General features: G+C 67.3%; 24 protein-coding genes. 6 read left to right on the forward strand and 18 right to left on the reverse strand.

Features of this window, described 5'->3' with window-relative positions; genetic code table 11:
- Window positions 1–27: 27 nt before the first annotated feature.
- The 4 genes from QM841_RS10610 (at window position 28) to QM841_RS10625 (ending at window position 3,339) form a co-directional block, all read left to right on the forward strand.
- Complete coding sequence (locus QM841_RS10610) at window positions 28–756, forward strand: amino acid ABC transporter ATP-binding protein (protein ID WP_105414634.1); 729 nt, start codon at window positions 28–30, stop codon at window positions 754–756.
- Between the two features lie 80 nt (window positions 757–836).
- Window positions 837–1,670 carry a glutamate ABC transporter substrate-binding protein gene (locus QM841_RS10615; RefSeq protein ID WP_105414549.1) on the forward strand — a complete coding sequence of 278 codons (834 nt, stop codon included), beginning with the start codon at window positions 837–839 and terminating at the stop codon, window positions 1,668–1,670.
- Between the two features lie 92 nt (window positions 1,671–1,762).
- Window positions 1,763–2,443, forward strand: coding sequence for an amino acid ABC transporter permease (locus tag QM841_RS10620; protein WP_005261143.1), 681 nt, complete (start codon window positions 1,763–1,765; stop codon window positions 2,441–2,443).
- A complete protein-coding gene (locus QM841_RS10625; RefSeq protein ID WP_009480022.1) occupies window positions 2,440–3,339 on the forward strand; it encodes an amino acid ABC transporter permease in 900 nt (299 codons plus the stop codon). The genes QM841_RS10620 and QM841_RS10625 overlap by 4 nt, the downstream gene beginning before the upstream one ends.
- Window positions 3,340–3,490: 151 nt before the next feature.
- Here the strand turns inward: QM841_RS10625 and recX are convergent, their stop codons facing one another.
- The 13 genes from recX to pgsA all read right to left on the reverse strand — a co-directional run bounded on the left by recX (window position 3,491) and on the right by pgsA (window position 13,621).
- Complete coding sequence (gene recX / locus QM841_RS10630; RefSeq protein WP_105414547.1) at window positions 3,491–4,006, reverse strand: recombination regulator RecX; 516 nt, start codon at window positions 4,004–4,006, stop codon at window positions 3,491–3,493.
- Between the two features lie 9 nt (window positions 4,007–4,015).
- Window positions 4,016–5,059, reverse strand: a complete 1,044-nt coding sequence (gene recA, locus QM841_RS10635) for a recombinase RecA (protein WP_005240749.1) — start codon at window positions 5,057–5,059, stop codon at window positions 4,016–4,018.
- 145 nt (window positions 5,060–5,204) lie between these two features.
- Window positions 5,205–5,399 (reverse strand): DUF3046 domain-containing protein, encoded by a 195-nt coding sequence (locus QM841_RS10640; RefSeq protein ID WP_005240748.1) that lies wholly within the window; start codon window positions 5,397–5,399, stop codon window positions 5,205–5,207.
- 33 nt (window positions 5,400–5,432) lie between these two features.
- On the reverse strand, window positions 5,433–6,581 hold the full coding sequence (locus QM841_RS10645) for a glycosyltransferase (protein ID WP_283331939.1): 1,149 nt from the start codon (window positions 6,579–6,581) through the stop codon (window positions 5,433–5,435).
- A 27-nt stretch (window positions 6,582–6,608) separates the two neighbouring features.
- Window positions 6,609–8,153, reverse strand: coding sequence for a glycerol-3-phosphate dehydrogenase/oxidase (locus QM841_RS10650; protein WP_283331940.1), 1,545 nt, complete (start codon window positions 8,151–8,153; stop codon window positions 6,609–6,611).
- On the reverse strand, window positions 8,150–8,782 hold the full coding sequence (locus QM841_RS10655; RefSeq protein WP_283331941.1) for a TetR/AcrR family transcriptional regulator: 633 nt from the start codon (window positions 8,780–8,782) through the stop codon (window positions 8,150–8,152). The genes QM841_RS10650 and QM841_RS10655 overlap by 4 nt, the downstream gene beginning before the upstream one ends.
- A gap of 283 nt (window positions 8,783–9,065) precedes the next feature.
- Window positions 9,066–9,782: a PIG-L deacetylase family protein gene (locus QM841_RS10660; RefSeq protein ID WP_283331942.1), complete on the reverse strand. Its 717-nt coding sequence runs from the start codon at window positions 9,780–9,782 to the stop codon at window positions 9,066–9,068.
- Window positions 9,783–9,798: 16 nt separating this feature from the next.
- Entirely contained in the window at window positions 9,799–9,975 is a 177-nt protein-coding gene (locus QM841_RS10665) for a hypothetical protein (protein ID WP_007296377.1), read from the reverse strand.
- Window positions 9,976–10,173: 198 nt separating this feature from the next.
- A complete protein-coding gene (pspM, locus tag QM841_RS10670) occupies window positions 10,174–11,004 on the reverse strand; it encodes a phage shock envelope stress response protein PspM (RefSeq protein WP_241961905.1) in 831 nt (276 codons plus the stop codon).
- A gap of 15 nt (window positions 11,005–11,019) precedes the next feature.
- Window positions 11,020–11,847 (reverse strand): PspA/IM30 family protein, encoded by an 828-nt coding sequence (locus QM841_RS10675; RefSeq protein WP_105414541.1) that lies wholly within the window; start codon window positions 11,845–11,847, stop codon window positions 11,020–11,022.
- 156 nt (window positions 11,848–12,003) lie between these two features.
- Window positions 12,004–12,390 carry a helix-turn-helix domain-containing protein gene (locus tag QM841_RS10680; protein ID WP_005240740.1) on the reverse strand — a complete coding sequence of 129 codons (387 nt, stop codon included), beginning with the start codon at window positions 12,388–12,390 and terminating at the stop codon, window positions 12,004–12,006.
- Window positions 12,391–12,461: 71 nt separating this feature from the next.
- A complete protein-coding gene (locus QM841_RS10685) occupies window positions 12,462–12,962 on the reverse strand; it encodes a CinA family protein (protein ID WP_283331943.1) in 501 nt (166 codons plus the stop codon).
- Complete coding sequence (pgsA, locus tag QM841_RS10690) at window positions 12,959–13,621, reverse strand: CDP-diacylglycerol--glycerol-3-phosphate 3-phosphatidyltransferase (protein WP_105414539.1); 663 nt, start codon at window positions 13,619–13,621, stop codon at window positions 12,959–12,961. The genes QM841_RS10685 and pgsA overlap by 4 nt, the downstream gene beginning before the upstream one ends.
- A gap of 117 nt (window positions 13,622–13,738) precedes the next feature.
- On the opposite strand from pgsA, the gene QM841_RS10695 reads away from it, so the two are divergent.
- A complete protein-coding gene (locus QM841_RS10695) occupies window positions 13,739–14,263 on the forward strand; it encodes an amino-acid N-acetyltransferase (RefSeq protein WP_005240737.1) in 525 nt (174 codons plus the stop codon).
- Between the two features lie 73 nt (window positions 14,264–14,336).
- The gene (locus QM841_RS10700) at window positions 14,337–14,621 is read left to right on the forward strand and encodes a YciI family protein (protein WP_105414538.1); all 285 of its coding nucleotides are present in this window, start codon (window positions 14,337–14,339) and stop codon (window positions 14,619–14,621) included.
- Between the two features lie 42 nt (window positions 14,622–14,663).
- On the opposite strand, the gene QM841_RS10705 is transcribed toward QM841_RS10700, so the two are convergent.
- From QM841_RS10705 to dapA, 5 genes are all read right to left on the reverse strand, one after another.
- A complete protein-coding gene (locus QM841_RS10705; RefSeq protein ID WP_283331944.1) occupies window positions 14,664–15,647 on the reverse strand; it encodes a TerC family protein in 984 nt (327 codons plus the stop codon).
- Between the two features lie 208 nt (window positions 15,648–15,855).
- Entirely contained in the window at window positions 15,856–18,486 is a 2,631-nt protein-coding gene (locus QM841_RS10710) for a DNA translocase FtsK (protein WP_283331945.1), read from the reverse strand.
- A gap of 80 nt (window positions 18,487–18,566) precedes the next feature.
- Window positions 18,567–19,190, reverse strand: coding sequence for a TIGR03085 family metal-binding protein (locus QM841_RS10715; RefSeq protein WP_283331946.1), 624 nt, complete (start codon window positions 19,188–19,190; stop codon window positions 18,567–18,569).
- 25 nt (window positions 19,191–19,215) lie between these two features.
- A complete protein-coding gene (locus QM841_RS10720; RefSeq protein ID WP_283331947.1) occupies window positions 19,216–21,246 on the reverse strand; it encodes a ribonuclease J in 2,031 nt (676 codons plus the stop codon).
- Window positions 21,243–22,151 (reverse strand): 4-hydroxy-tetrahydrodipicolinate synthase, encoded by a 909-nt coding sequence (gene dapA / locus QM841_RS10725; protein WP_005261164.1) that lies wholly within the window; start codon window positions 22,149–22,151, stop codon window positions 21,243–21,245. Before dapA ends, QM841_RS10720 begins: the two co-directional genes overlap by 4 nt.
- Between the last annotated feature and the right edge of the window lie 12 nt (window positions 22,152–22,163).

Genomic DNA, 22,163 nt, shown 5'->3' on the forward strand with positions numbered 1-22,163 from the left:
ACACCCTCCACGGGCGCGGCCCCGTCCATGATCTCGATGAAATCGGTGAACAAACACTTCGGCGCCCTCCACGTCCTCCAGGAGATCGACCTCGAAGTCCCTCGCGGACAGGTCGTGATCGTGCTCGGACCGTCCGGCTCGGGTAAGTCGACGCTGTGCCGCACCATCAACCGCCTCGAGCCCATCGACTCCGGTGAGATCGCGGTGGACGGCAAGGTACTTCCGGCCGAGGGCAAGGCTCTGGCGGCGCTGCGCGCCGACGTGGGCATGGTGTTCCAGTCGTTCAACCTGTTCGCCCACAAGACGATCCTCGACAACGTGATGCTCGCACCGGTCAAGGTGCGGAAGAAGAGCGGCGCCGACGCGAAGGCGAAGGCCTACGAACTTCTCGAGCGGGTCGGCATCGCCAACCAGGCGGACAAGTACCCGGCGCAGTTGTCCGGCGGTCAGCAGCAGCGAGTCGCGATCGCACGTGCACTTGCCATGAACCCCAAGGTCATGCTGTTCGACGAGCCGACGTCCGCACTCGACCCGGAAATGGTCAATGAGGTCCTGGACGTCATGACCTCGCTGGCCAAGGAAGGCATGACCATGCTCGTGGTGACCCACGAGATGGGCTTCGCCCGCAAGGTCGGCCACCGGGTTCTCTTCATGGCCGACGGCCAGATCGTCGAGGACGCCGAGCCCGCCACGTTCTTCACCGCTCCCAAATCCGAGCGCGCGAAGGACTTTCTCGGCAAGATTCTCAGCCACTGACTCGAAAGGGCGCCGCTGCGGTGCTCTCTCGTCGACCGTGCTCGACACGCAACACCCGTCATTTCAATTGGAGGAACTCGATGAGGATCAATCGCTCGATTCGCGTGGGAATCGGCGTCATGGCGCTCGCCGTCGTCGCATCTGCCTGTGGCGGAGGTGAAGAGAAGAGCGCCTCCCAGAGCGCGTCGGAGGGCAAGCTCACGGTCGGAATCAAGTACGACCAGCCCGGCCTCGGATTGCGCAACCCCGACGGGTCCTTCAGCGGCTTCGACGTCGAGGTGGCCGAATACGTGGCCGGCAAGCTGGGTGTCGCGCCCGAGAACATCGAGTTCAAGGAGTCCCCGTCGGCTCAGCGCGAGACGCTGATCGAGAACGGTGAGGTCGACTACATCGTCGCCACCTACTCGATCACCGACGCCCGCAAGGAGAAGGTCGACTTCGCCGGGCCGTACTTCATCGCCGGACAGTCGCTCCTGGTGAAGTCCGACAACACCGACATCACCGGCCCCGATTCGCTCAACGGCGGGAAGAAGCTGTGCTCCGTGACCGGGTCCACCCCGGCGCAGAAGGTCAAGGACACGTACGCGCAGGACGTGCAGCTGCAGGAGTTCGACACGTACTCCGCCTGCGTCGAGGCGCTGCGTAACGGTGCGGTCGACGCCGTCACCACCGACGACATCATCCTCGCCGGCTATGCGGCGCAATACCCGGGCGAGCTGAAGGTGGTCGGCGAGCCGTTCACCGAAGAGCGCTACGGCATCGGACTGGCCAAGGGTGACGACGAGACCCGCGCCAAGATCAACGACGCCATCGACGCGATGATCGCGGACGGCTCGTGGGCGCGCGCGTTCAACGAGACCGTCGGTGCGTCGGGTTACCCGATCCCCGCCCCGCCGACCGTCGATCGGTACTGAGCAACTCACTCATCCGGGTCGGACGACTTCCCATTCGTGGAGTCGTCCGGCCCGGTTCGACACCAACCACCGGTGACCTGGGGAGACGGTAAGTGGACCTACTGAGCAAATACAGCGATCAGCTGATCGACGCATTCTGGACGACGGTGCAACTCACCGCGTTCTCGGCTGTCGGTGCTCTGATACTCGGCACCATCCTCGCGGCGATGCGGGTGTCACCGATCCCGGTCGCGCGTGGCGTCGGCACGGCGTACGTGACGATCTTCCGCAACACTCCCCTGACGCTCATCATCATCTTCTGCTCCTTCGGGCTCTTCCAGACGATGGGCGTCAAGCTCGCCCCCGAGCAGTCGCCGACGTTCTTCGAGGAGAACAACTTCCGGCTCGCCGTGCTCGGCCTCAGCGTCTACACCGCGGCCTTCGTCTGTGAGTCGCTGCGGTCCGGTATCAACACGGTGCACGTCGGCCAGGCGGAGGCGGGCCGGTCACTCGGCCTCACGTTCTCGCAGAATCTGCGGTTGATCGTGTTGCCGCAGGCATTCCGCGCGGTCACCGCCCCACTCGGCAGTGTGCTGATCGCCTTGACCAAGAACACGACGATCGCCTCGGTGATCGGCGTGGCGGAGGCGTCGCTGCTGATGAAGGAAATGATCGAGAACGAGGCCGCCATCTTCGTCGTCGGTGGCATCTTCGCGCTCGGCTTCGTGATCCTGACCCTGCCGATGGGGCTTCTCTTCGGATACCTGAGCAAGCGATTCGAGGTTGCACGATGAGCAATTCCGCCACCGTCCTCTACGACGCACCGGGCCCGAAGGCGAAGAACATCTATCGCCTGATCTCGGTCGTGGTCGCTGTCGCACTGCTGGGAATCGGCTACCTCGTCTACGCTGCGCTCGACGACAAAGGTCAGCTGACAGCGGCGAAATGGGATCCGTTCCTCGAATCGACGTCGTGGACGACGTATCTGATCCCCGGCATCCGCGGCACCCTCGTGGCGGCCGCCGTATCGATCCTGTTAGCACTGATCCTCGGCGCGATCCTCGGCATCGGACGCCTGTCGGACCACCGGCCGGTGCGATGGGTGGCCGGCGGGATCGTCGAATTGTTCCGCGCCATCCCCGTGCTGATCCTGATGATCTTCTCGTACCAGCTGTTCGCCGAGTACGAGGTCTTCAAGTCGAAATACCTTGCACTCGCCGCGGTCATCGTGGGCCTCACGCTGTACAACGGCTCGGTGATCGCCGAAATCGTCAGGGCAGGTATCAACTCGCTCCCCAAGGGGCAGAGCGAGGCCGCCATGGCACTGGGTATGCGCAAGGGCCAGGTCATGCGGACCATCCTGCTTCCGCAGGCCGTCACGGCGATGCTGCCCGCGATCATCTCGCAGATGGTGGTGGCGTTGAAGGACTCCGCGCTCGGTTACCTCATCGGCTACGTCGAAGTGGTGCGGTCCGGCCAGCAGCTCGGTGCGTTCTACGGCAACTACCTGCCCGCCCTGATCGTGGTGGCGATCATCATGATCATCCTCAACTACACGCTCACCGTGGTGGCGACCAAGGTGGAGAAGCGACTACGGGCCAGCAAGAAGGGCGGAGGCCCCGGGGGGGCCGTTCCCGAGCTTCCGGCGGTGTCGGTTCCGGGTATGGACATCACCGACAAGCGGTTGTGATCTGACGCGGGTGTGACGTGACACTGCGGTCGGACGCGAACTCTGTTCCCGTCCGACCGCAGTGTTGTCGTCTCGTCAGTGTTGTCGTCTCGTCAGTGTTGTCGTCTCGTCAGTGTTGTCGACGTCTCGTCAGTGTTGTTGTCGTCTCGGGTCAGGTCTCGTCGAACAGGCCGTCGGTTTCCGCACCGGCGCGATCGAGTTGTTCCTTGACCACCTCGAACGCCATGCCCTGGGGAAAACCGCGGCGCGCGAGCATCGACACCAGCCGGCGGACCGCCCGGTCCCGATCGTCCGCGGACACCGTCCGCAGTTTCTTCGCGACCAGTTCGGTGGCTCGCGCTCGTTCGTCTTCGCTGTCGATCTGAGCGAGCGCCTCGGTGGCGTCTTCCTGACCGATGCCCTTGCGGCGCAGTTCCAGTGCGAGCGCACGTTTCCCCTTGCCGGAGTACGTGTGCCGCGAATGCACCCACTGCTGGGCGAAGTCGGCGTCGTTGACGAGTCCGACCTCGGTGAGGCGATCCAGCACACGCTCAGCGATCTCGGCCGAGTAGCCCTTCTTCGCCAGACGCTCCGATAACTCCGCTCGACTCCGGGCACGGTCCGTCAAGAGACGCAGGCACAAATCCTTGGCCTGCGTCTCCGTTCCACCTTCGCCCGTCGGACGCACGGCGGCGCCTTAGAATTCGACCGGGGCGGCGTCATCCGTAGCAGCAGTGACGTCGGCGCCGATTCCGAGCTTTTCCTTGATCTTCTTCTCGATCTCGTCCCGGATGTCGGTGTTCTCCAACAGGAACTTGCGGGCGTTCTCCTTGCCCTGTCCCAGCTGGTCGCCTTCGTAGGTGTACCAGGAGCCCGACTTGCGGATGAACCCGTGTTCGACACCCATGTCGATCAGCGAGCCTTCCTTGCTGATTCCCAGTCCGTAGAGGATGTCGAACTCGGCCTGCTTGAACGGCGGCGCGACCTTGTTCTTGACCACCTTGACGCGGGTACGGTTACCCACTGCGTCGGTGCCGTCCTTCAGGGTCTCGATCCGCCGCACGTCGAGGCGCACCGACGAGTAGAACTTCAATGCCTTACCACCGGTGGTGGTTTCGGGGGAACCGAACATGACGCCGATCTTCTCGCGCAGCTGGTTGATGAAGATCGCGGTGGTGCCGGAATTGCTGAGCGCACCGGTCATCTTACGGAGCGCCTGGCTCATCAGACGGGCCTGCAGACCCACGTGGCTGTCGCCCATCTCACCCTCGATCTCGGCGCGCGGGACCAGAGCGGCCACGGAGTCGACCACGAGGATGTCGAGGGCGCCGGAGCGGATCAGCATGTCTGCGATCTCGAGCGCCTGCTCACCGGTGTCGGGCTGCGACACCAGCAGCGCATCGGTGTCGACGCCGAGCTTCTGGGCGTAGTCGGGGTCGAGCGCGTGCTCGGCGTCGATGAACGCGGCGATGCCGCCCGCCGCCTGGGCGTTGGCGACAGCGTGCAGAGCCACGGTGGTCTTACCCGAGGACTCCGGGCCGTAGATCTCGACGACACGGCCACGGGGCAGCCCGCCGATGCCGAGGGCGACGTCCAGCGCGATGGAGCCGGTCGGGATGACGGCGATGGGCTGACGGACACCTTCGCCCAGGCGCATCACCGAGCCCTTGCCGAAGTTCTTGTCGATCTGCGCCAGCGCGAGGTCGAGCGCCTTGTCTCGATCGTGTGCCTGTGGTGCCATCGTCGTCCCCATTCCTCGAGTCTCATCAGTGATCTGCGGTCAGGTTAGATCCGGGTACCGACAAGAACCGTGACCACCGAACATCTCCAGCATAGGGGAACGTGTGTTCGATATGTGCGGTCGGTCCGTTCGACACGCCGGATTTCTACCGGCGCTGCGGCGGGACGTCGAACTCCACGCAGAGTTCACGCCACACCTCGCGGGGTTCCCGGCCGTCCTCGATGGCTTCGGCGGCGGTCTTGCCCCCGAGACTGAGCAGCACGTGGTCGACGAGTAGTGCGTCGCCGCGCATCTGCCCGAACTCTTCGCGGACGAGTTGGTGAAATTCGGTCAGTCGCACACATCCACGCTAGCCGAACCTCGCGCCGCCCTCTTACCGCAGCGCGTCGCGGCACACCGCCACCGGATCGGCGACGTCCGCGATGCTCCGCGCGGCCCGCCGCGCGGCGTCCGTGTGGGCACCGTTCGAGAGCACCTGTTCGACCGCCGCGCGGAGTGCTTCGGCGCTCGGGGGACGCACCACGACGGCGCTCCCCTGCCGCGCGGCCCGGTTCGCGAGCTCCCACTGATCGCCGCCGCCGGGAACCACCACCGCCGGAACCCCTGCGAGCAGGGCCTTCGCCAGCATTCCGTGTCCGCCACCGCAGACGACGGCCGAGGCCTCGCGCAACATCGCGTCCTGACGGCCGAGACCTGCCCTCGCCCAGGGCGGAACCGTGGCCGGCGATCCGTCCAGTATCGACGCGATCACACGGACACCGGCCCCGTCGAGCCCCGCCAGCGTCGTCTCGAGCATGCCCTCCGCGCCGGTGAACGCGGTCGACGGAGCCACCATGATCAGGGGATCTGTGCCGTCCGGCGCCTCGATCACCTCGTTCGTCGGTTCCCACAGCAGCGGTCCGACCACGTGCGCCTCGGCGGGCCAGTCCGGCCTCGGCACCTCGAGCGCGGGGAGCGTCGCGATCAGCCGGCGCACCGGTCCCGGGTCCTTCGCAGGCAGTCCGACACCGACCCTGGCCTCGGAGCGTTGCCGCACACCCTGCCGGATCGACCGCGCCGTCGCGGTGCGCATGAGCGTGTCACGGAGCCTGCCCCGAATTCCCACGCCCGGAGCCAATCCGCTTCCGATGGGCGGCAACCCCTTGGACGCGGCGTACAGCGGATGCGGGGACAGCTCGACCCACGGGATCCCCAGCCGCTCCGCGGCCATACCCCCGCCGGCGGTGAGGATGTCCGAGACGACGAGGTCGGGTCCCATCGCGCGCAGGTCGGGGAGCAACTCGGTGGAGATGTGCGCGGCGCGGGCGTGAATGCGCGCTCCCGCATCGAGGTCGTCGTCCGTCGGGCGGGGCGCGAGACCTTTCAGCAACTCGGCAGGCACACCGGCCGCCCGTGCGGACTCGACCCACCGTGAGCCTGTGAACAGGACGGGATCGTCTCCGGCCTCGATGAAAGCGAGGCACAACGCAAGGGCGGGAAAGGCATGTCCGGGATCAGGCCCGGCGACCACGGCGACTCGCACGAACCACAGGGTGTCACACGGTCGGCGTCACCGTTTCTCGAACACTGCTTCGGCGGCACCGCGAGCCCGGGCACGGTCGGCGGGCACGAGTCCGATCCGGGTGCGCCGGTCGAGCAGGTCGTCGACGTCGAGTGCCCCCTCGTGGGTCACCGCGAACTCGAACTCGGCGCGGCTCACGTCGACACCCTCGGCGATCGGCGCCAGCAGTTCGGGGTCGGCGGCGGCGATCAGCGTCGCCTCCGTTCCGTAGCGGGCGAGCAGCGCCGGTGGGACCGAGACCTTCCGCAGCGCTTCGGGTGTCGCGGCACCGACGAGCGGCAGGGCCCGTGTCCGGCACGGGCCCGCGTCCAGTCCTGCCACCTCGACCGCGGCGTCGACGGCATCCTCCGCCATCTTGCGGTAGGTGGTCAGCTTGCCGCCGACCACACTGACGAGACCCGTGTCCGAGCGCAGGATGGCGTGGTTGCGCGAGAGGTCCGCGGTGGATCCGTCCCCGGTGTCGAGGAGCGGTCGCAGTCCGGCGAAGGTCCCCAGGACGTCCGAGCGCTGCAACGGAACCTCGAGCGCGGTGTTGACCGTGTCGAGAAGGAAGTCGATCTCCTGCTCCGACGCCACCGGAACGTCCGGAACAGGTCCCGGCGCGGCCTCGTCGGTCAAGCCGAGGTACACGCGGCCGAGCTGTGCGGGCAGCGCGAAGACGAAGCGATTGGTCTCACCGGGGATCGGAACCGTGAGCGCCGCGGTCGGGTTCCCGAGCCGCTCGGCCGGGAGCACCAGATGCGTGCCGCGACTGGGCCGCAACGTGATCGCGGGATCGATCTCACCCGACCACACGCCCGCCGCGTTGACCACGGCGCGCGCCCTGATCGATTGTTCCGAGCCGGTCAGCTCGTCGCGCAGGGTCGCGGACGTCCCGGTGACGTCGTACGCGCCCGTCCGGGTGAGCACCTTCGCACCGTGGAGCGCGGCGGTGCGCGCGAGGGACACCACGAGTCTGGCGTCGTCGATGAGCTGGCCGTCGTATGCCATCAGGCCGCCGCGCAGGCCTTCCCGCCGCACCGCGGGGGCGAGTTCGACCACCCGGTCGGCCCGGACCGTCCGTGATCGCGGCAGGACCGACGACGGTGTGCGAGCACTTGCACGCAGCAGGTCACCGGCCAGGAAGCCCGTGCGGACGAGGGACTTGCCGAACAGCGTCGTCGAATCGAGGACGGGCACGAGCTGCGGGAGAGCCCGGACGAGGTGGGGGGCGGTGCGGGTCATGAGGATTCCGCGTTCGACCGCGCTCTCGCGAGCGATACCGACGTTGCCCGATGCCAGGTACCGCAGCCCGCCATGGGCGAGTTTTGAACTCCACCGGCTGGTCCCGAACGCGAGGTCCCGCTTCTCCACGAGCACGACGTCGAGGCCGCGTGACGCCGCATCGAGAGCGACACCGACGCCGGTCACTCCGCCGCCGATCACCAGCACGTCGACGACTGCACCGTCCGACAGCTGGTCGAGTTCGCGCGCTCTTCGCGCGGCGTTCAGAGCCGACGAGCGGCTCACGGGCGGCGTGTTCGGGTGGTTCACCGGTCTCCTCGATCTGTCGGGTGGGTGTCGGCGGCGTCCGGTGCCAGATAGGCGCCGACAGCGTGCCGGAGTTGCTCCGTCAGGGCGTCGCCGGGAAGTTCCTCGGCCACCATCACGGCCGACTGGACGGCAGACTGTGCGATGAGCAGCACCATCGTGGCGATCTGACGGCTGTCCCCCGCGCGGATCGAGCCTTGGTCCTGACCCGTCGACACCGCGAACGCGACCTGGTCGATGATCGCCCGCTGGCTCGTACCGAGCCGCTCGAGGACGTAGGTGGTGAACAGTTCCTGATCCGAACGCAGGATCTTCACGAACAGCGGATGGTCGCGCACCTCGGTGGACACGTGGACCACGGCGTCGACCAGCTGGCGGTGGACCGATTCCTCAGCGGAGAATTCGGGCATCACCGCAGCGATCTCACGGGTCATGAGATCGGCGACCACGGCCCTGGTGTCCGACCAGCGGCGATAGACGGTCGGCCTGCTGACGCCGGCGCGCCGGGCGACCTCCGCCAGCGTGGTGCGGCGCAGTCCGAAATCGAGGATGCACGAGCGTGCGGCGTCGAGAATGGAGTCCTCGACGCTCGCGGAGGTGTCGTCACGCGACGAAGAATTACGAATAGACATTGTGTGTAACACCGTAACGCATGAATCCCCCGCCGGCACCGAACCGGCACTCGAAACACATCACCAGGCCCACACGATGCCCGCCCCACCCCTACCCCGGCCTCCGCCTCGGGGATGGGAGTAGCGCAGTCGGGATCGGAGGGCGAGGTGACAGGGAGAGGTTGCGCGTCGGAGAAAAGCCGAGGGCAACCACGCAATGATTCGGATAATTATGGCGTTCCGTCCGGGTCGGATTCTCGTGCGAGGGACCGGAGCGCCGCCACGATCGTTCTCGCTCACGGCCTCAGCCGAAGAAGTAGAGCTCGAATCCCACCGCGCGTTCGGCGTCGAATCCCGGTTGCGGCCCGGTCACCATCACGACCTGTGCCCTCGCCTGCTGCCCCACCGGTACGTCGCTCAGCGCCTCGAGGTAGCGGACGTGCTCGGCGAGCGAGAGCACCGCCCGATCCACCGTGTGAGTGACGTCCACCGCGTGAGTGGGTGTCATCGTGTTGACGGCGACCCAGCGGACACCGCGCCACGGCGGCAGCCCCGACTCCCCCAGCTCGGGAAAGATCCACTCGTTCGCGGCATCCGCGGTGGCGTCGAGAACGGAACGGCCGAGTGCGCGGTGGTCCGCACTGTTCAGCTGCCCGGGCCCCCAGGTGTCCGCGAAGTTGGCCGTCACCACGAGATCCGGGCGATGACGACGGATCGCCGTCGCGAGATCGCGGCGGAGCGCGAGACTCTCCACGAGAGTGCCGTCGGGGTACCCGAGGAACTCGACGTCGGTCACCCCCACCACGGCCGCGGAACGTCGCTCCTCCGCCTCCCGCAGCGGGCCCGACTCCGTGGGGTGCAGGCCCGCGATCCCCGCCTCCCCGCTGGTGGCGAGCACGTAGCGGATGTCCTTGCCCTGCTCGGTCCAGCGCGCTACAGCCGCCGCAGCGCCGTATTCGATGTCGTCGGGGTGCGCGACGACGACGAGCCCACGATGCCAGTCCTCGGGTACCGGTTCCATGGGTAGAGCATGCCTGTCAGCTCCGCGTGATGTCCGATTTCTCGCCGGATCCGGACATCGCCTTGATCAACAGGTACACGCCGAACACCACGGCGCTGACCACGAGAATCCAGAACAGACCCTTGACGAGGGCACCGACGACCGCCAATGCAATCCAGATCGCCGCGACCGCCAGAACAATCTTCCAGAACATGATTTCCTCCACTCACGTCTCCCCGATCGATTTCTGCGCCCGACATCTGGTCGACCCCACTTATCGGGTACGCACACCAGCGTGGCACGGCGGAGCGGGTAAATCACCAGGTCAGCGTAAAGATCAGGGAAAGATCAGGGTTCTCCCCCACACGATGTCCCGGAAGTCAGAAGTCACCGGTCGGGTCGATCGACGACATCAGCGGTAGCGGCGCACGATGTCGTCGATCTCGCCGAGAGCCGCCGCGAGGCCGGCGAGCTTTTCCGTCGCCGACACCAGTTCAGCACGCTCGTACGCCAGTTCGCCGACGGCACTCGTCGTTCCGGGAACGGCGACCTCGGCGGCCGCGGCCACCAGTTCTTCGAACTGGTCGACGCCGTCGTCGAGTTGCGCGGCGGCGGAGGCGATCGCCCGGTCAAGCGGTGCGGCCGCGGCCCGGCTCCCCCGCGCGGCGTCCTCCATGGACGTGATGTCGAGGGCGACCGCCTGGAGGGCTGCGGCCGCCGAGCGGGCCGTGGAATGGGTGTCCTCGATGTCCTCGCCGCTGATGCTCCCGGACCGGGACAGCACGCCGAGGATGCCGTGCAGTGCCCGTTCGCTGTGCACGAGTCGCTCCATCGGTTCCCGGGCGGCCGAGGACGGCCCCGGAAGCACCCGACGGGCAGGCAGGCCCGGTGGCAACGTCACGGCGTCGAGCTTGCGGTAACGGCTGACTGCCAGCACCGCGGGGACCGCGAACACGACTGCGCCGCCACCAGCCATCAGCATCGACCACTCCGGTGCCGCCATCAGGGCGAGACCCGCGGCGCCGGTGGCCGAGGATCCGGACACGATGCCGTAGCGCTTCGCGCGGCGCCGGGCGCGCCGCTTCTTCCGCAGCAGCCGTTCCCGGGGGTCACGCCACCTCTGCGCCGCGTCCGCGACGGACTCACCGGCGTCGCGCAGCGCGCCCTGGATCCCCGCGAGCCCGGACACGACAGTGGCCGACCGGACTGCGCGTCCAGGTCGGCCACGTCGGGTGGAACTCATGCGAATACTGTTCGGCTACTGTGCGGCGCCGGTCTGGCCCGCTGCCGGCGGCTGCTTGTCGAGGTTCGGGCTGGCGGGGGTCGCCGGAGCGTTGGCGGCACCGCCGGACGGCAGGGCGTCGCCCTTCATCGAGGCCCGGATCTGCTCGAGCCTGCTGTGTCCGGCCATCTGGATGCTCGCCTGCTGGACTTCCATCATGCGGCCCGATACCGAGTTCTGTGCCAGCTCCGCGGAACCGAGGGCGTCGGCGTAGCGGCGCTCGATCTTGTCGCGCACGGCGTCGAGGCTGGGCGTGTTGCCGGGAGCCGAGAGGGTGCTGTCCATCGAGCGCAGCGACTCGCTGACGCGTTCCTGCATCTTGGCCTGCTCCAGCTGGCTGAGCAGCTTGGTGCGCTCCGCGACCTTGGCCTGCAAAGCCATCGCGTTCTGCTCCACGGCCTTCTTCGCCTGTGCGGCGGCCTGCAGGGACTGGTCGTGCAGCGCCTTCAGGTCCTCGACCCCCTGCTCGGCGGTGACGAGCTGGGCGGCGAACGCCTCGGCGGCGTTGGTGTACTGGATGGCCTTCTCGGTGTCGCCCGCGGTCTGGGCCTGGTCGGCCAGGTTGACGGCCTGACGGGCGTTGGCGTTGAGCTTCTCCACCTCGTCGAGCTGGCGGCTGAGCTTCATCTCGAGCTGGCGCTGGTTGCCGATGACAGACGCGGCCTGCTGCGACAGAGCCTGGTGCTGACGCTGCGCATCCTCGATCGCCTGCTGAATCTGAACCTTGGGGTCAGCCTTCTCATCGATCTTGGAATTGAAGAGCGCCATCAGGTACTTCCATCCCTTGACGAAAGGATTAGCCATGGGTTGATCCTGCCTCCATCTGTTGCGCCGCGCGATGCGCGACCCGATACGCGACCGTCACGCACCGGAACAAGGGCTGCGCCCCGACTGCCTGTCTGACCAACCGCCCACGAGATCGGCGGTCAACTGAAATCTATCGGTTCGGCACGGGTGTTGCTACGCGGCGGCCAGCGCCTGCGCGGGCGCGGGGATGACCACCCGGGTGTCGCGGGCGATGGTCGTCGAACCCGGTCGTGCGCTCGCGGCGGGAGCCTCGGCGGGCGCGGATTCGACCGCATGCCGCTCGGTGTCCGCACGCTTGGCCGAAGAACCGTCGGACAGCGATTCGCTGACGTCGACGAGCACATCGGAGAGTGGAACCTCCAGCGCGTCGCAGATCGCCGCCAGGAGCTCACTCGAGGCTTCCTTGCGCCCTCGTTCGACCTCGGACAAGTACCCGAGGCTCACACGAGCACTGTTGGAGACCTCACGCAGGGTCCGGCTCTGCGAAACGCGCGTACGCCGAAGACTGTCACCGATTGCCTCACGCAATAGCAGCGCCATCTCGCTCCTCCTTCATCCGTCACCTGTCTCGCCTATCTCAACGCGCGAACAGGACCGATTGGTTCCCGACCTTAGCCTGCGGATGTTTCCTGCACACGATCGAGGAGTCCCGACACGGCGGCGGAAACCGCAGATTTGCGAATCTGCCACCGGTCACCGGTCAATCCGAGCTCGCGGACGGCCGAGCCGGACGCGCCGGAAATGCTCAGGAACACGGTGCCGACCGGGTGTCCGTCCTGCATGTCGGGGCCGGCGACACCGGTCAGGCCGACGCCCCAGTCGGCGCCGCAGCGGGCGCGTGCCCCCTCCGCGAGTGCGCGTGCCGTGGACGCCGCCACGGGCCCGTCCGCCGCCAGTCGGGTGGGATCGACCCCGGCGAGGGTGGCCTTCAAGTCGGTGGCGTAGACGACGAGCCCGCCGCGGAGGACGTTGCTGGCGCCGGGCACTCCCGCGATCGTCGCGGTGAGCAGTCCCGCGGTGAGCGATTCCGCGGTGGCCACCGTCTCGCCGCGGGCGGTGAGCACGGCGACCAGGTCAACGGCCCGCGTGCCGTCCACCAGCGGGTCGGTCACGCCCCGGTGCTCGCGTTCGCCTCGACCTTGTGCACCCCGGCCCGGAGACGGACGGCCTGCACGACGTAGTCCAGCCCGGTCACCACCGTCAGCAACACGGCAGCACCCATGAGAATCCAGCCGGCGACCTCGAACCCTTCGGGCAGCGGCAGCAGGTAATAGCCGATCGCGATCGTCTGCACGAGAGTCTTGAGCTTGCCTCCCCTGCCTGCCGGAATGACGGCATGGCGCAGGACCGCAAACCGGAGCAGCGTGATGCCCAGTTCCCGGACGGCGATCACCGCCGTCACCCACCAGGGCAGGTCTCCGAGAATCGACAGGCCCACGAGGGCCGCTCCGATCAGCGCCTTGTCCGCGATGGGATCGGCGAGCTTGCCGAAATCGGTGACGAGGCCGTACTTGCGGGCGAGTTGCCCGTCGATCCGGTCGGTGATGGCCGCGACCGCGAACACACCGGTGGCGATCAGGCGCCACGTCGTCGAGTGTCCGTCGCCGACGAACAGCACGACCAAGAAGACCGGGACCAGCAGGATCCGGAGAATCGTCAGGATGTTCGCGATGTTCAGAAGCGGTACGGTCGTCTCACTCGCGGGTTCCACCGACGGATCCGGGGCCGCCGGTTTGTCGGCGGCCGTCCAACCCTCGCGCTGCGTGCTCATCGCAGCACCGCAGCGTCGAACTGCACCCCGGGACGCAGCGGGGAGTGGGGAGGATTCGTAGGTCGTACCGGCACGTGCCTAAGAATATCGGTACGGCCGTTGGCTAATGTTCACGACATGACTTCTCGGACGCCGGACACCGCCGACAATCAGCTGATCGTGCGGCGAGCACGAACCTCCGACGTACCCGAGATCAAGCGCCTGATCGACATCTACTCCGGCAAGATCCTGCTCGAGAAGAACCTCGTGACCCTGTACGAATCCGTCCAGGAGTTCTGGGTGGCCGAACGCGACGGCAACGTGATCGGTTGTGGCGCAATGCACGTGCTGTGGGCCGACCTCGGCGAGGTACGCACGATCGCGGTCGATCCGTCGGCCAAGGGCCAGGGTGCGGGACACCACGTGGTGGCCAAGTTGATCGAGGTCGCGCGGGAACTCGAACTCGAGCGTCTCTTCGTTCTCACGTTCGAGGTCGACTTCTTCGGCAAGCACGGATTCGTCGAAATCGACGGCACACCCGTGACCGCCGAGGTCTACGCCGAGATGTGCCGCTCGTACGACACCGGTGTCGCCGAATTCCTCGATCTGAGCTACGTCAAGCCGAACACCCTCGGCAATACCCGAATGCTTCTCACCCTCTGAAATCCCAGTGCGTGAGACAGAAGTGCCCTGATCCCATTTTTGTTCGACGAACCCGTCCCGAGAGAGCGAGAACATGTCCCTGTTCGTAGTGGAGTACACATATTCGGCCGACACCGTCGCAGGACGCGACGAGCATCGCCCCGCCCACCGCGAGTGGCTCGGTGAGCTCGCCGAGCGGAAGACCGTCGTGTCGTCCGGCCCGTTCGCCGACGGCAGCGGCGCATTCATCATCGTCGACGCCGCCGACGCGGAGACTGTGGAACTGCTCTTCACCCACGACCCGTTCGCCCGCAACGGACTCGTGGCGGACTCGCGGATCGTGGAATGGGTTCCGGTACTCGGCGAATTCAGTTCCTGACTCGCCGAGCACCGGACACCTCGAGTACGACGCCCGGCGGAACTACTGCGCCGGCGTCGTGTTCCGCGTCTTGAGAAGGCTGGCGACGGTGGTCACTGCCAGCACACCGATGATCACGGCGAGCGAGAACACCGTGGACACCTCCGGTACGGCCACGTGCTCGCCGCCGTTGATGAAGCCCAGCGTGTTCTCGTGCAGGGCGTGCAGCACGAGTTTGACGCCGATGAACGCGAGAATGATCGACAGGCCGTACGACAGGTACACCAGGCGGTCCAGCAGGCCGCCGATGAGGAAGTACAGCTGACGCAGACCCATCAACGCGAACGCGTTGGCCGTGAAGACCAGGTACGGCTCCTGGGTGAGCCCGTAGATCGCGGGAATCGAGTCGAGCGCGAACAGCACGTCGGTGAATCCGATGGCGACCAGCGCGAGCAGTAGCGGCGTCACGACGCGCTTGCCGTTGATCCGCGTGACGAGCTTGTCGCCGTCGTAGGTGTCCGTGGTGGGGAGGATCTTCTTCGCGACGGCGACGATCTTGCTGTCACGCTCCTCCTCCACCTCTTTCTCGTGCCCGTGATCACGCACCAGCGTGTACGCGGTGTAGATGAGGAACGCACCGAACAGGTAGAACACCCAGCTGTAGGCGTTGATCGCCGCGGCACCGACGCCGATGAAGATGCCGCGCATCACCAGCGCCATCACGATGCCGATCAGCAGTACCTTCTGCTGGTACTCCCGCGGCACCGCGAATGTTCCCATGATGATGACGAACACGAAGAGGTTGTCGACCGACAACGCCTTCTCGGTGACGTAACCGGCGAAATACTCGCCGCCGTACTGACTTCCCCACAACCACATCACGACCAGGCCGAACAGGATCGCGATACCGATGTAGACCGACGACCAGAACGCCGACTCACGGAACGTGGGGGCGTGCGGTGTGCGCACGTGCGCGAAGAAGTCGAAGACGAACAGTCCGAGAATCACCACACAGGTGATGACCCAGACCAGCGGTGACACATGCATGAACACAGACCTCCGGTAGACCTAGCGGGTACCGGAGGTCTCTCCCGCCGCCGGAATCTTGTGTCCGAGCGACTGACAGCCCCGGATCGGCAACGGTGCCGATCGTGTTGACGATGCTGTCACAGAGGTGGGGATACTCCCCTCCAATTCGGTGACCATTCAACCACACTGCGCGAGAATCGCCCATTTCGGACACGCGCACCGCGCCCTACTCCTGATCGGACGGCGCCTCGTTCGGGTCGCCGCCGCGGATCGACCACAACAGACCGTCGAGTTCCTCGGGCTTGATGAGCACGTCGCGGGCTTTCGAGCCCTCACTGGGGCCCACCACTCCCCTGGTCTCCATCAGGTCCATCAGGCGGCCGGCCTTGGCGAAACCGACACGCAGCTTGCGCTGCAGCATCGACGTGGACCCGAACTGGCTGGAGACGACGAGTTCCACCGCCTGCAGCAGCACGTCCATGTCGTCGCCGATGTCGGGATCGACATCCTTCTTCTCCCCGACCTTGGCGGCGGTGACGCCGTCGGTGTACTCCGGCTCCGCCTGGTTCTTGCTGAAATCGACGACCGCGGAGATCTCTTCGTCGGTGATGAACGCGCCCTGCAGGCGGGTCGGCTTGCCTGCGCCCATCGGCAGGAACAGCCCGTCACCCATACCGATCAGCTTCTCGGCGCCGGGCTGGTCCAGGATGACCCGGGAGTCGGTCAGGGACGACGTCGCGAAGGCGAGTCGTGACGGCACATTGGTCTTGATCAGACCGGTCACGACGTCCACCGACGGCCTCTGTGTGGCCAGCACGAGGTGGATACCGGCGGCGCGCGCCTTCTGGGTAATCCGCACGATCGCGTCCTCGACGTCGCGCGGCGCGGTCATCATGAGGTCCGCGAGTTCGTCGACGATGGCGAGGATGTACGGATACGGCCGGTAGACCCGTTCGCTGCCGAGCGGCGCGGTGATCTCACCCGACTTCACCTTGGAGTTGAAGTCGTCGATGTGGCGGACCCGGTTGGCCTGCATGTCCTGGTAGCGCTGTTCCATCTCCTCCACCAGCCAGGCCAGCGCGGCCGCGGCCTTCTTCGGCTGAGTGATGATGGGCGTGATGAGGTGCGGTATACCCTCGTAGGGCGTCAACTCCACCATCTTGGGGTCGATGAGGATCATCCGCACTTCGTCGGGTGTCGCACGGGACAGCAGCGACACCAGCATCGAGTTCACGAAGCTCGACTTACCGGAACCCGTGGAACCGGCCACGAGCAGGTGCGGCATCTTCGCGAGGTTGGCGCTGACGAAGTTGCCCTCGATGTCCTTGCCGAGACCGATCACCAGCGGGTGGTGGTCCTTGCGGGTGCTCGGGGCGGTGAGCACGTCGGCGAGGCGCACCATCTCGCGGTCGGAGTTGGGGACCTCGATGCCGACCGCGGACTTGCCGGGGATCGGCGCGAGCAGGCGCACGTTGTCGGTGGCGACGGCGTACGCGATGTTGCGGGCGAGCGCGGTGATCTTCTCGACCTTCACACCCGGTCCGAGCTCCACCTCGTAGCGGGTGACGGTCGGGCCGCGGGTGAATCCGGTGACGGCCGCATCGATCTTGAACTGCTCGAGGACCTCGGTGATCGCCTCGATCATCGCGTCGTTGGCGGAACTGCGCTTCTTCGGCGGATCGCCCTCGATGAGCAGCGACGTCGGGGGCAGCGTGTAATCGCCCTCGACCACCCGGTCGGTCACGAACTTGTCGACGTCGGGCAGCGGCTCCGGTTCGGGCTCCGGCTTGGGGGCGACGACCGGCTTGGCCTTGGCACGCGCCGGTTTCGGCGCCGGCGCAGGCGCCGGGACGGGTTCCGTGGCGGGCTCGGTCTCCCACAGCCCGAGCACCTCCGTCTTCGCGGTATCGCTGACGTCGTACTCGTCGGTGGGGTAGTTGTCGGCCGGGGCACCCCGGCCCCCGGTCTTGTAGTCGTCGACCGGGTAGCCGTCGGCGTCGAAGAGCGTGGGGTCGTATTCGCCGTCTTCGTAGTACTCGCTGTCGTAGTCGGCGTAGTGGTCGCGGCCGAACGACGTGCCGAAGTACGACTGCAGCTTGCCGGGCACCTCGCGGACCGTGGTTCCGGTCAGCAACAGGACACCGAACAGTGCCGCCATCAGCAGTAGCGGAGCGGCGAGCCACACGGTCAGGCCGTCCGTCAGTGGGCCTCCCGCCGCGTACCCGACGAAACCGGCGCCGCGGGCCCTGCCCTCGGCGTCGGTGGGCGAACCGGTCGCGATGTGCCAGAGCCCGAGAGCGGGCAGACCGACCAGCAGCGACCCCAGGACCAGTCTCGGCCGGATCTCGGGTTTCGGCTCGGTCCGCATCAGGATCACCGCGACGGCGACGCCGATCAGGGGCAGGACCCCGGACGCCCCACCAAACACGGCACGGACTCCGGTCTCGATCCACTCGCCCACCGGACCGCCCGCGGAGAACCAGATTCCGCCGGCGACCACGACGCTGATCGCGATCAATCCGAGCGCGATGCCGTCGCGCCGGTGGCCCTGTTCGATCTCGGCAGCCTTGCCGACCGTGCGGGTGGTGGCCCCGACGCCCTTGGCCATCAGCGACCAGCCGGCACCGATCCCCCTGCCCACCGACTTGAGGGGACCGGACGTGGACGGCTTCTTCGCGGCGGGCCTCCGGGCGCCGCCGCGGGAGCCGCCACCCCGCGGCGAGGTGGGTTTGCGCGGAGTGCTGACCGTCCGGGTCGTGCGGGACTTCGGCTTGGACGTGGTCGAGCCGCCTCGCACGCCCGTCCTCGCCGTGGACGTCGTCGTGCTCGAACCGCGGGCGCTCGCCTTACCTGCCATGGCTCCCAGATTAGTCGCTACGGCACCTTCCGGACCATCCGCAACACCCGTAACACAGGGACACCTGCGGCGAAATGCCCTCAGAACCCTCGGTCGAGGGAGGTCACGGCCTCGATGTCGGCAGTCTCACCATCGGCCTCGATCCGTACCTGATCCCGGCCGAACGCGTGCAGGGCGAGTTCCGACGGTTCACCGCGCAGGATCACCCGGCCGGCGCCGGCCTTGCGCACGGTGGCCTGCTCTCCGGACGGCCGCTCGAGCACCACCGTCACCGGGGAGTGCCGGTAGCCGAGCTTTCCGACCTTGCGGGCGAGACCCCACAGCGCGTCCTGGCGCTTGTCCGGCAGGACCCGCGGTTCCCATCCGTCGTGGGCGCGGCGCACGTCCTCGTGATGGACGAACATCTCCCCCAGGTTCACCTGCGCGTCCACCCAGTACATCGGCGACCACATCGGCGGACCCGACCGGACCTCGTCCAGCAGGCGGCTCCACGGACGTTTCGCCGTCTCGTTCTGGACGTGTTCCGTGTAGCCGGCGAGCCGACCCACGACGATGCCGGGGGCAGCGTCGAGGCGTCGTTCGCGCACGATCAGGTGGGCAGCCAGGTCCCGGTTGGTCCACGTCCCGCAGAGGGTCGGGGCGTCGGGACCGAATTCGGCCATCGAGTCGACGAGGGCGAGGCGTTCATCTCGGGCGAAGGTCACCCGACCGAATCTACCTGCCGGAGAACTACTTGCCCTCGGCCGACGGCACCGCGATGACGGTCGGGACGATCATCGGCCGGCGACGGTACTTGTCCGCCACCCATTTGCCGACGACGCGCCGGATCGCCTGGGCGATGCGGTGAGCGTCGTTGATGCCCTCGGTGGCCAATCGCAGGAGTTCCGCCTCGACCAGCTGAGCCGCATCCTTGAGGGCCGTGGGGTCGTCGGAGAATCCGCGCCCGGACACCTCGGGGGTGCTGACCGCACGACCCGTGTGGTCGTCGATGACGACGTTGATGGCGATGAATCCACCCTCACCGAGGACCAGCCGGTCCGACAGCGTGGAGTCGCCGACGTCACCGACGGACAGTCCGTCGACGTAGACGTGCCCGACGGGAACCTGCCCGACGATCTCGGCGAGACCGTCGACCATGTCGACCACCACGCCGTCCTCGGCGAGCACGATCCGGTCCTCCGGCACGCCGGTGGCCTTCGCGAGGGCGGCGTTGGCGCGCAGGTGACGCCATTCGCCGTGAACCGGCATGGCGTTGGTGGGCCGGACCGCGTTGTACAGGTACAGGAGCTCGCCCGCCGACGCGTGACCGGAGACGTGCACCTTCGCGCTCTGCTGGGTGACGACGGTGGCGCCGCGCTTGGCGAGTCCGTTGACGACGGCGAACACGGAGTTCTCGTTGCCCGGGATCAGCGAGGACGCCAGCACGACGAGATCGTTCGCCCGGATGTTGATCTGCCGGTGCTCACCGCGGGCCATCCGCGACAACGCCGACAGCGGTTCACCCTGCGAGCCGGTGGAGATGAGAACGAGCCGATCGTCGGGCAGGTTGGCCGCGGTGTCGATGTCGACCACCAGGCCGTCCGGCACGGTCAGGTATCCGAGATCCTGCGCGATCTGCATGTTGCGGACCATCGACCGGCCCACGAACGCGACCCGCCGGTTGTACCGGTGGGCGACGTCGACCACCTGCTGGATGCGGTGTACGTGGCTGGCGAAGGAGGCCACGATCACGCGCTGTTTAGCCTTGCCGATGACGTTGTCGAGCACTCCCCCGATCTCACGTTCGGGGGTGACGAAGCCTGGCACCTCGGCGTTGGTGGAGTCGACGAGGAACAGGTCGACACCCTCGTCCCCGAGCCGAGAGAAGCCGGCGAGGTCGGTGAGCCTGCCGTCGAGCGGCAGCTGGTCGAGCTTGATGTCACCGGTGTGCAGCACGACTCCGGCGTCGGTCCGGATCGCGACGGCGATGGCGTCGGGGATCGAGTGGTTGACGGCGAAGTACTCACACTCGAACGGACCGTGATCGGTGCGCTGCCCCTCGACGACCTCGACGAGGTTGGGGCGCTGGCGGTGCTCACGGCACTTGGCCGCGACGAGCGCCAGCGTGAACCGCGAACCCACCACGGGCAGATCCGGCCGCAGGCGCAGGAGGAACGGGATGGCGCCGATGTGGTCCTCGTGGCCGTGCGTGAGGACCACGGCCTCGACGTCGTCCATCCGGTCCTCGATGTGCCGGAAGTCCGGGAGGATCAGGTCGACACCCGGCTGCTGGTCTTCCGGGAACAACACACCGCAGTCGACGATGAGCAGCTTGCCCTGGTGCTCGAAGACGGTCATGTTGCGACCGATCTCGCCGATACCGCCGAGCGCCACCACCCGCAGACCCTTGAACGGAGCCTTCGGCGGTGCACCGAGCCGGGCTGTCGGATCGACCGACGCCGGCCGCGTGTCCTGACGCTTGTTGCCGCCGCCGCGCCTGCCGGAGCGGGACGACGACTTGTTGGCGGCGCCGCCCTTCGTGGAGGAGGTCTTCACGGGCGCGGACTTGGCCTGCTCCGACTTCGGAGCCGACGGCTGGTCGGCGACGACGGGCGCCGACTTCGGCGGCTCGGCGACAACCGGCGGCTCGGCGACAACCGGCGGCTCGGCGACAACCGGAGGCTCGGTGGCCGGGGGCGCCGACTTCGGCGGCTCGCTTGCGGTGGGGGAAGGGGGACCGGCCTGGCGGCTGGCACTGCGACGACGAGGCGGTCGGGTCACGCGAGCACCCCCGCAGCGTGCAGATCGGCGGCCAACAGGTCGAGCTGATCGTGGGTGGGTGCCACCTGCGGCAACCGGGGTTCGCCGACGTCCAGGCCGATCAGGCGCAGACCCGCCTTCGACGCGCTGACGCCGCCGAGACGCGCCACCGAGCGGATGACCGGGATCAGGCTGAGGTTGATCGCGCGGGCGCGGGCGATGTCACCGGCCGCGAACGCCGTGTGCAGTTCGCGCAACCGGCCGGGCACGAGGTGCCCGATGACGCTGACGAATCCCGTCGCGCCCACCGACAGCCACGGCAGGTTGAGTGGATCGTCACCCGAGTAGAACTGGAGGTCCGTCGTGCCGATCAGCTCGGCGCCTGCGTTGAGGTCGCCCTTGGCGTCCTTGACCGCGACGATGCGCGGGTTCTCGGCGAGGCGCCGGATGGTCTCGGTCTCGATGGGGACCACGGAGCGGGGTGGAATGTCGTAGAGCATGACCGGAAGGTCGGTGGCGTTGGCGACGGCGGTGAAATGGGCGAACAGTCCGGCTTGCGGCGGACGCGAGTAGTAGGGGGTGACGACGAGGAGGCCCTGCGCGCCCGCGCGGGCGGCGTCTCGGGCGAGTTCGACGCTGTGCGCGGTGTCGTTGCTGCCCGCGCCGGCGATGATCTTCGCGCGGTTGCCCACCGCGTCGATCACTGCCCGGAGCAGCTCGAGCTTCTCGTTCTCGGTGGTCGTCGGCGACTCACCGGTCGTCCCGGCGAGGACGAGGGAGTCGCATCCGTTGTCGACGAGGTACGCCGCGAGGCGGACACCGGCGTCGACGTCCAGCTTTCCGTCCGAGGTGAACGGCGTCACCATCGCTGTGGACACGGTGCCGAACGGACGCTCGACGGGAGAAGCGGAATCACCGTAGGTCATGGTCAGAAGGCT

The organism is Rhodococcus sp. IEGM 1307, assembly GCF_030056915.1.
Taxonomy (GTDB): Bacteria; Actinomycetota; Actinomycetes; order Mycobacteriales; family Mycobacteriaceae; genus Rhodococcus_F; species Rhodococcus_F opacus_D.

Bases quoted from the DNA above. Each gene is read 5' to 3' on its own strand.
- QM841_RS10660 (WP_283331942.1), bottom strand. From the start codon at position 9,782: ATGGAACCGGTACCCGAGGACTGGCATCGTGGGCTCGTCGTCGTCGCG.
- QM841_RS10675 (WP_105414541.1), bottom strand. From the start codon at position 11,847: ATGGCTAATCCTTTCGTCAAGGGATGGAAGTACCTGATGGCGCTCTTC.
- QM841_RS10625 (WP_009480022.1), top strand. From the start codon at position 2,440: ATGAGCAATTCCGCCACCGTCCTCTACGACGCACCGGGCCCGAAGGCG.
- QM841_RS10610 (WP_105414634.1), top strand. From the start codon at position 28: ATGATCTCGATGAAATCGGTGAACAAACACTTCGGCGCCCTCCACGTC.
- QM841_RS10705 (WP_283331944.1), bottom strand. From the start codon at position 15,647: ATGCATGTGTCACCGCTGGTCTGGGTCATCACCTGTGTGGTGATTCTC.
- recA (WP_005240749.1), bottom strand. From the start codon at position 5,059: ATGGCACCACAGGCACACGATCGAGACAAGGCGCTCGACCTCGCGCTG.
- QM841_RS10615 (WP_105414549.1), top strand. From the start codon at position 837: ATGAGGATCAATCGCTCGATTCGCGTGGGAATCGGCGTCATGGCGCTC.
- dapA (WP_005261164.1), bottom strand. From the start codon at position 22,151: ATGACCTACGGTGATTCCGCTTCTCCCGTCGAGCGTCCGTTCGGCACC.
- QM841_RS10665 (WP_007296377.1), bottom strand. From the start codon at position 9,975: ATGTTCTGGAAGATTGTTCTGGCGGTCGCGGCGATCTGGATTGCATTG.
- QM841_RS10695 (WP_005240737.1), top strand. From the start codon at position 13,739: ATGACTTCTCGGACGCCGGACACCGCCGACAATCAGCTGATCGTGCGG.
- pgsA (WP_105414539.1), bottom strand. From the start codon at position 13,621: ATGAGCACGCAGCGCGAGGGTTGGACGGCCGCCGACAAACCGGCGGCC.
- pspM (WP_241961905.1), bottom strand. From the start codon at position 11,004: ATGAGTTCCACCCGACGTGGCCGACCTGGACGCGCAGTCCGGTCGGCC.
- QM841_RS10680 (WP_005240740.1), bottom strand. From the start codon at position 12,390: ATGGCGCTGCTATTGCGTGAGGCAATCGGTGACAGTCTTCGGCGTACG.
- QM841_RS10700 (WP_105414538.1), top strand. From the start codon at position 14,337: ATGTCCCTGTTCGTAGTGGAGTACACATATTCGGCCGACACCGTCGCA.
- QM841_RS10710 (WP_283331945.1), bottom strand. From the start codon at position 18,486: ATGGCAGGTAAGGCGAGCGCCCGCGGTTCGAGCACGACGACGTCCACG.
- QM841_RS10655 (WP_283331941.1), bottom strand. From the start codon at position 8,782: ATGTCTATTCGTAATTCTTCGTCGCGTGACGACACCTCCGCGAGCGTC.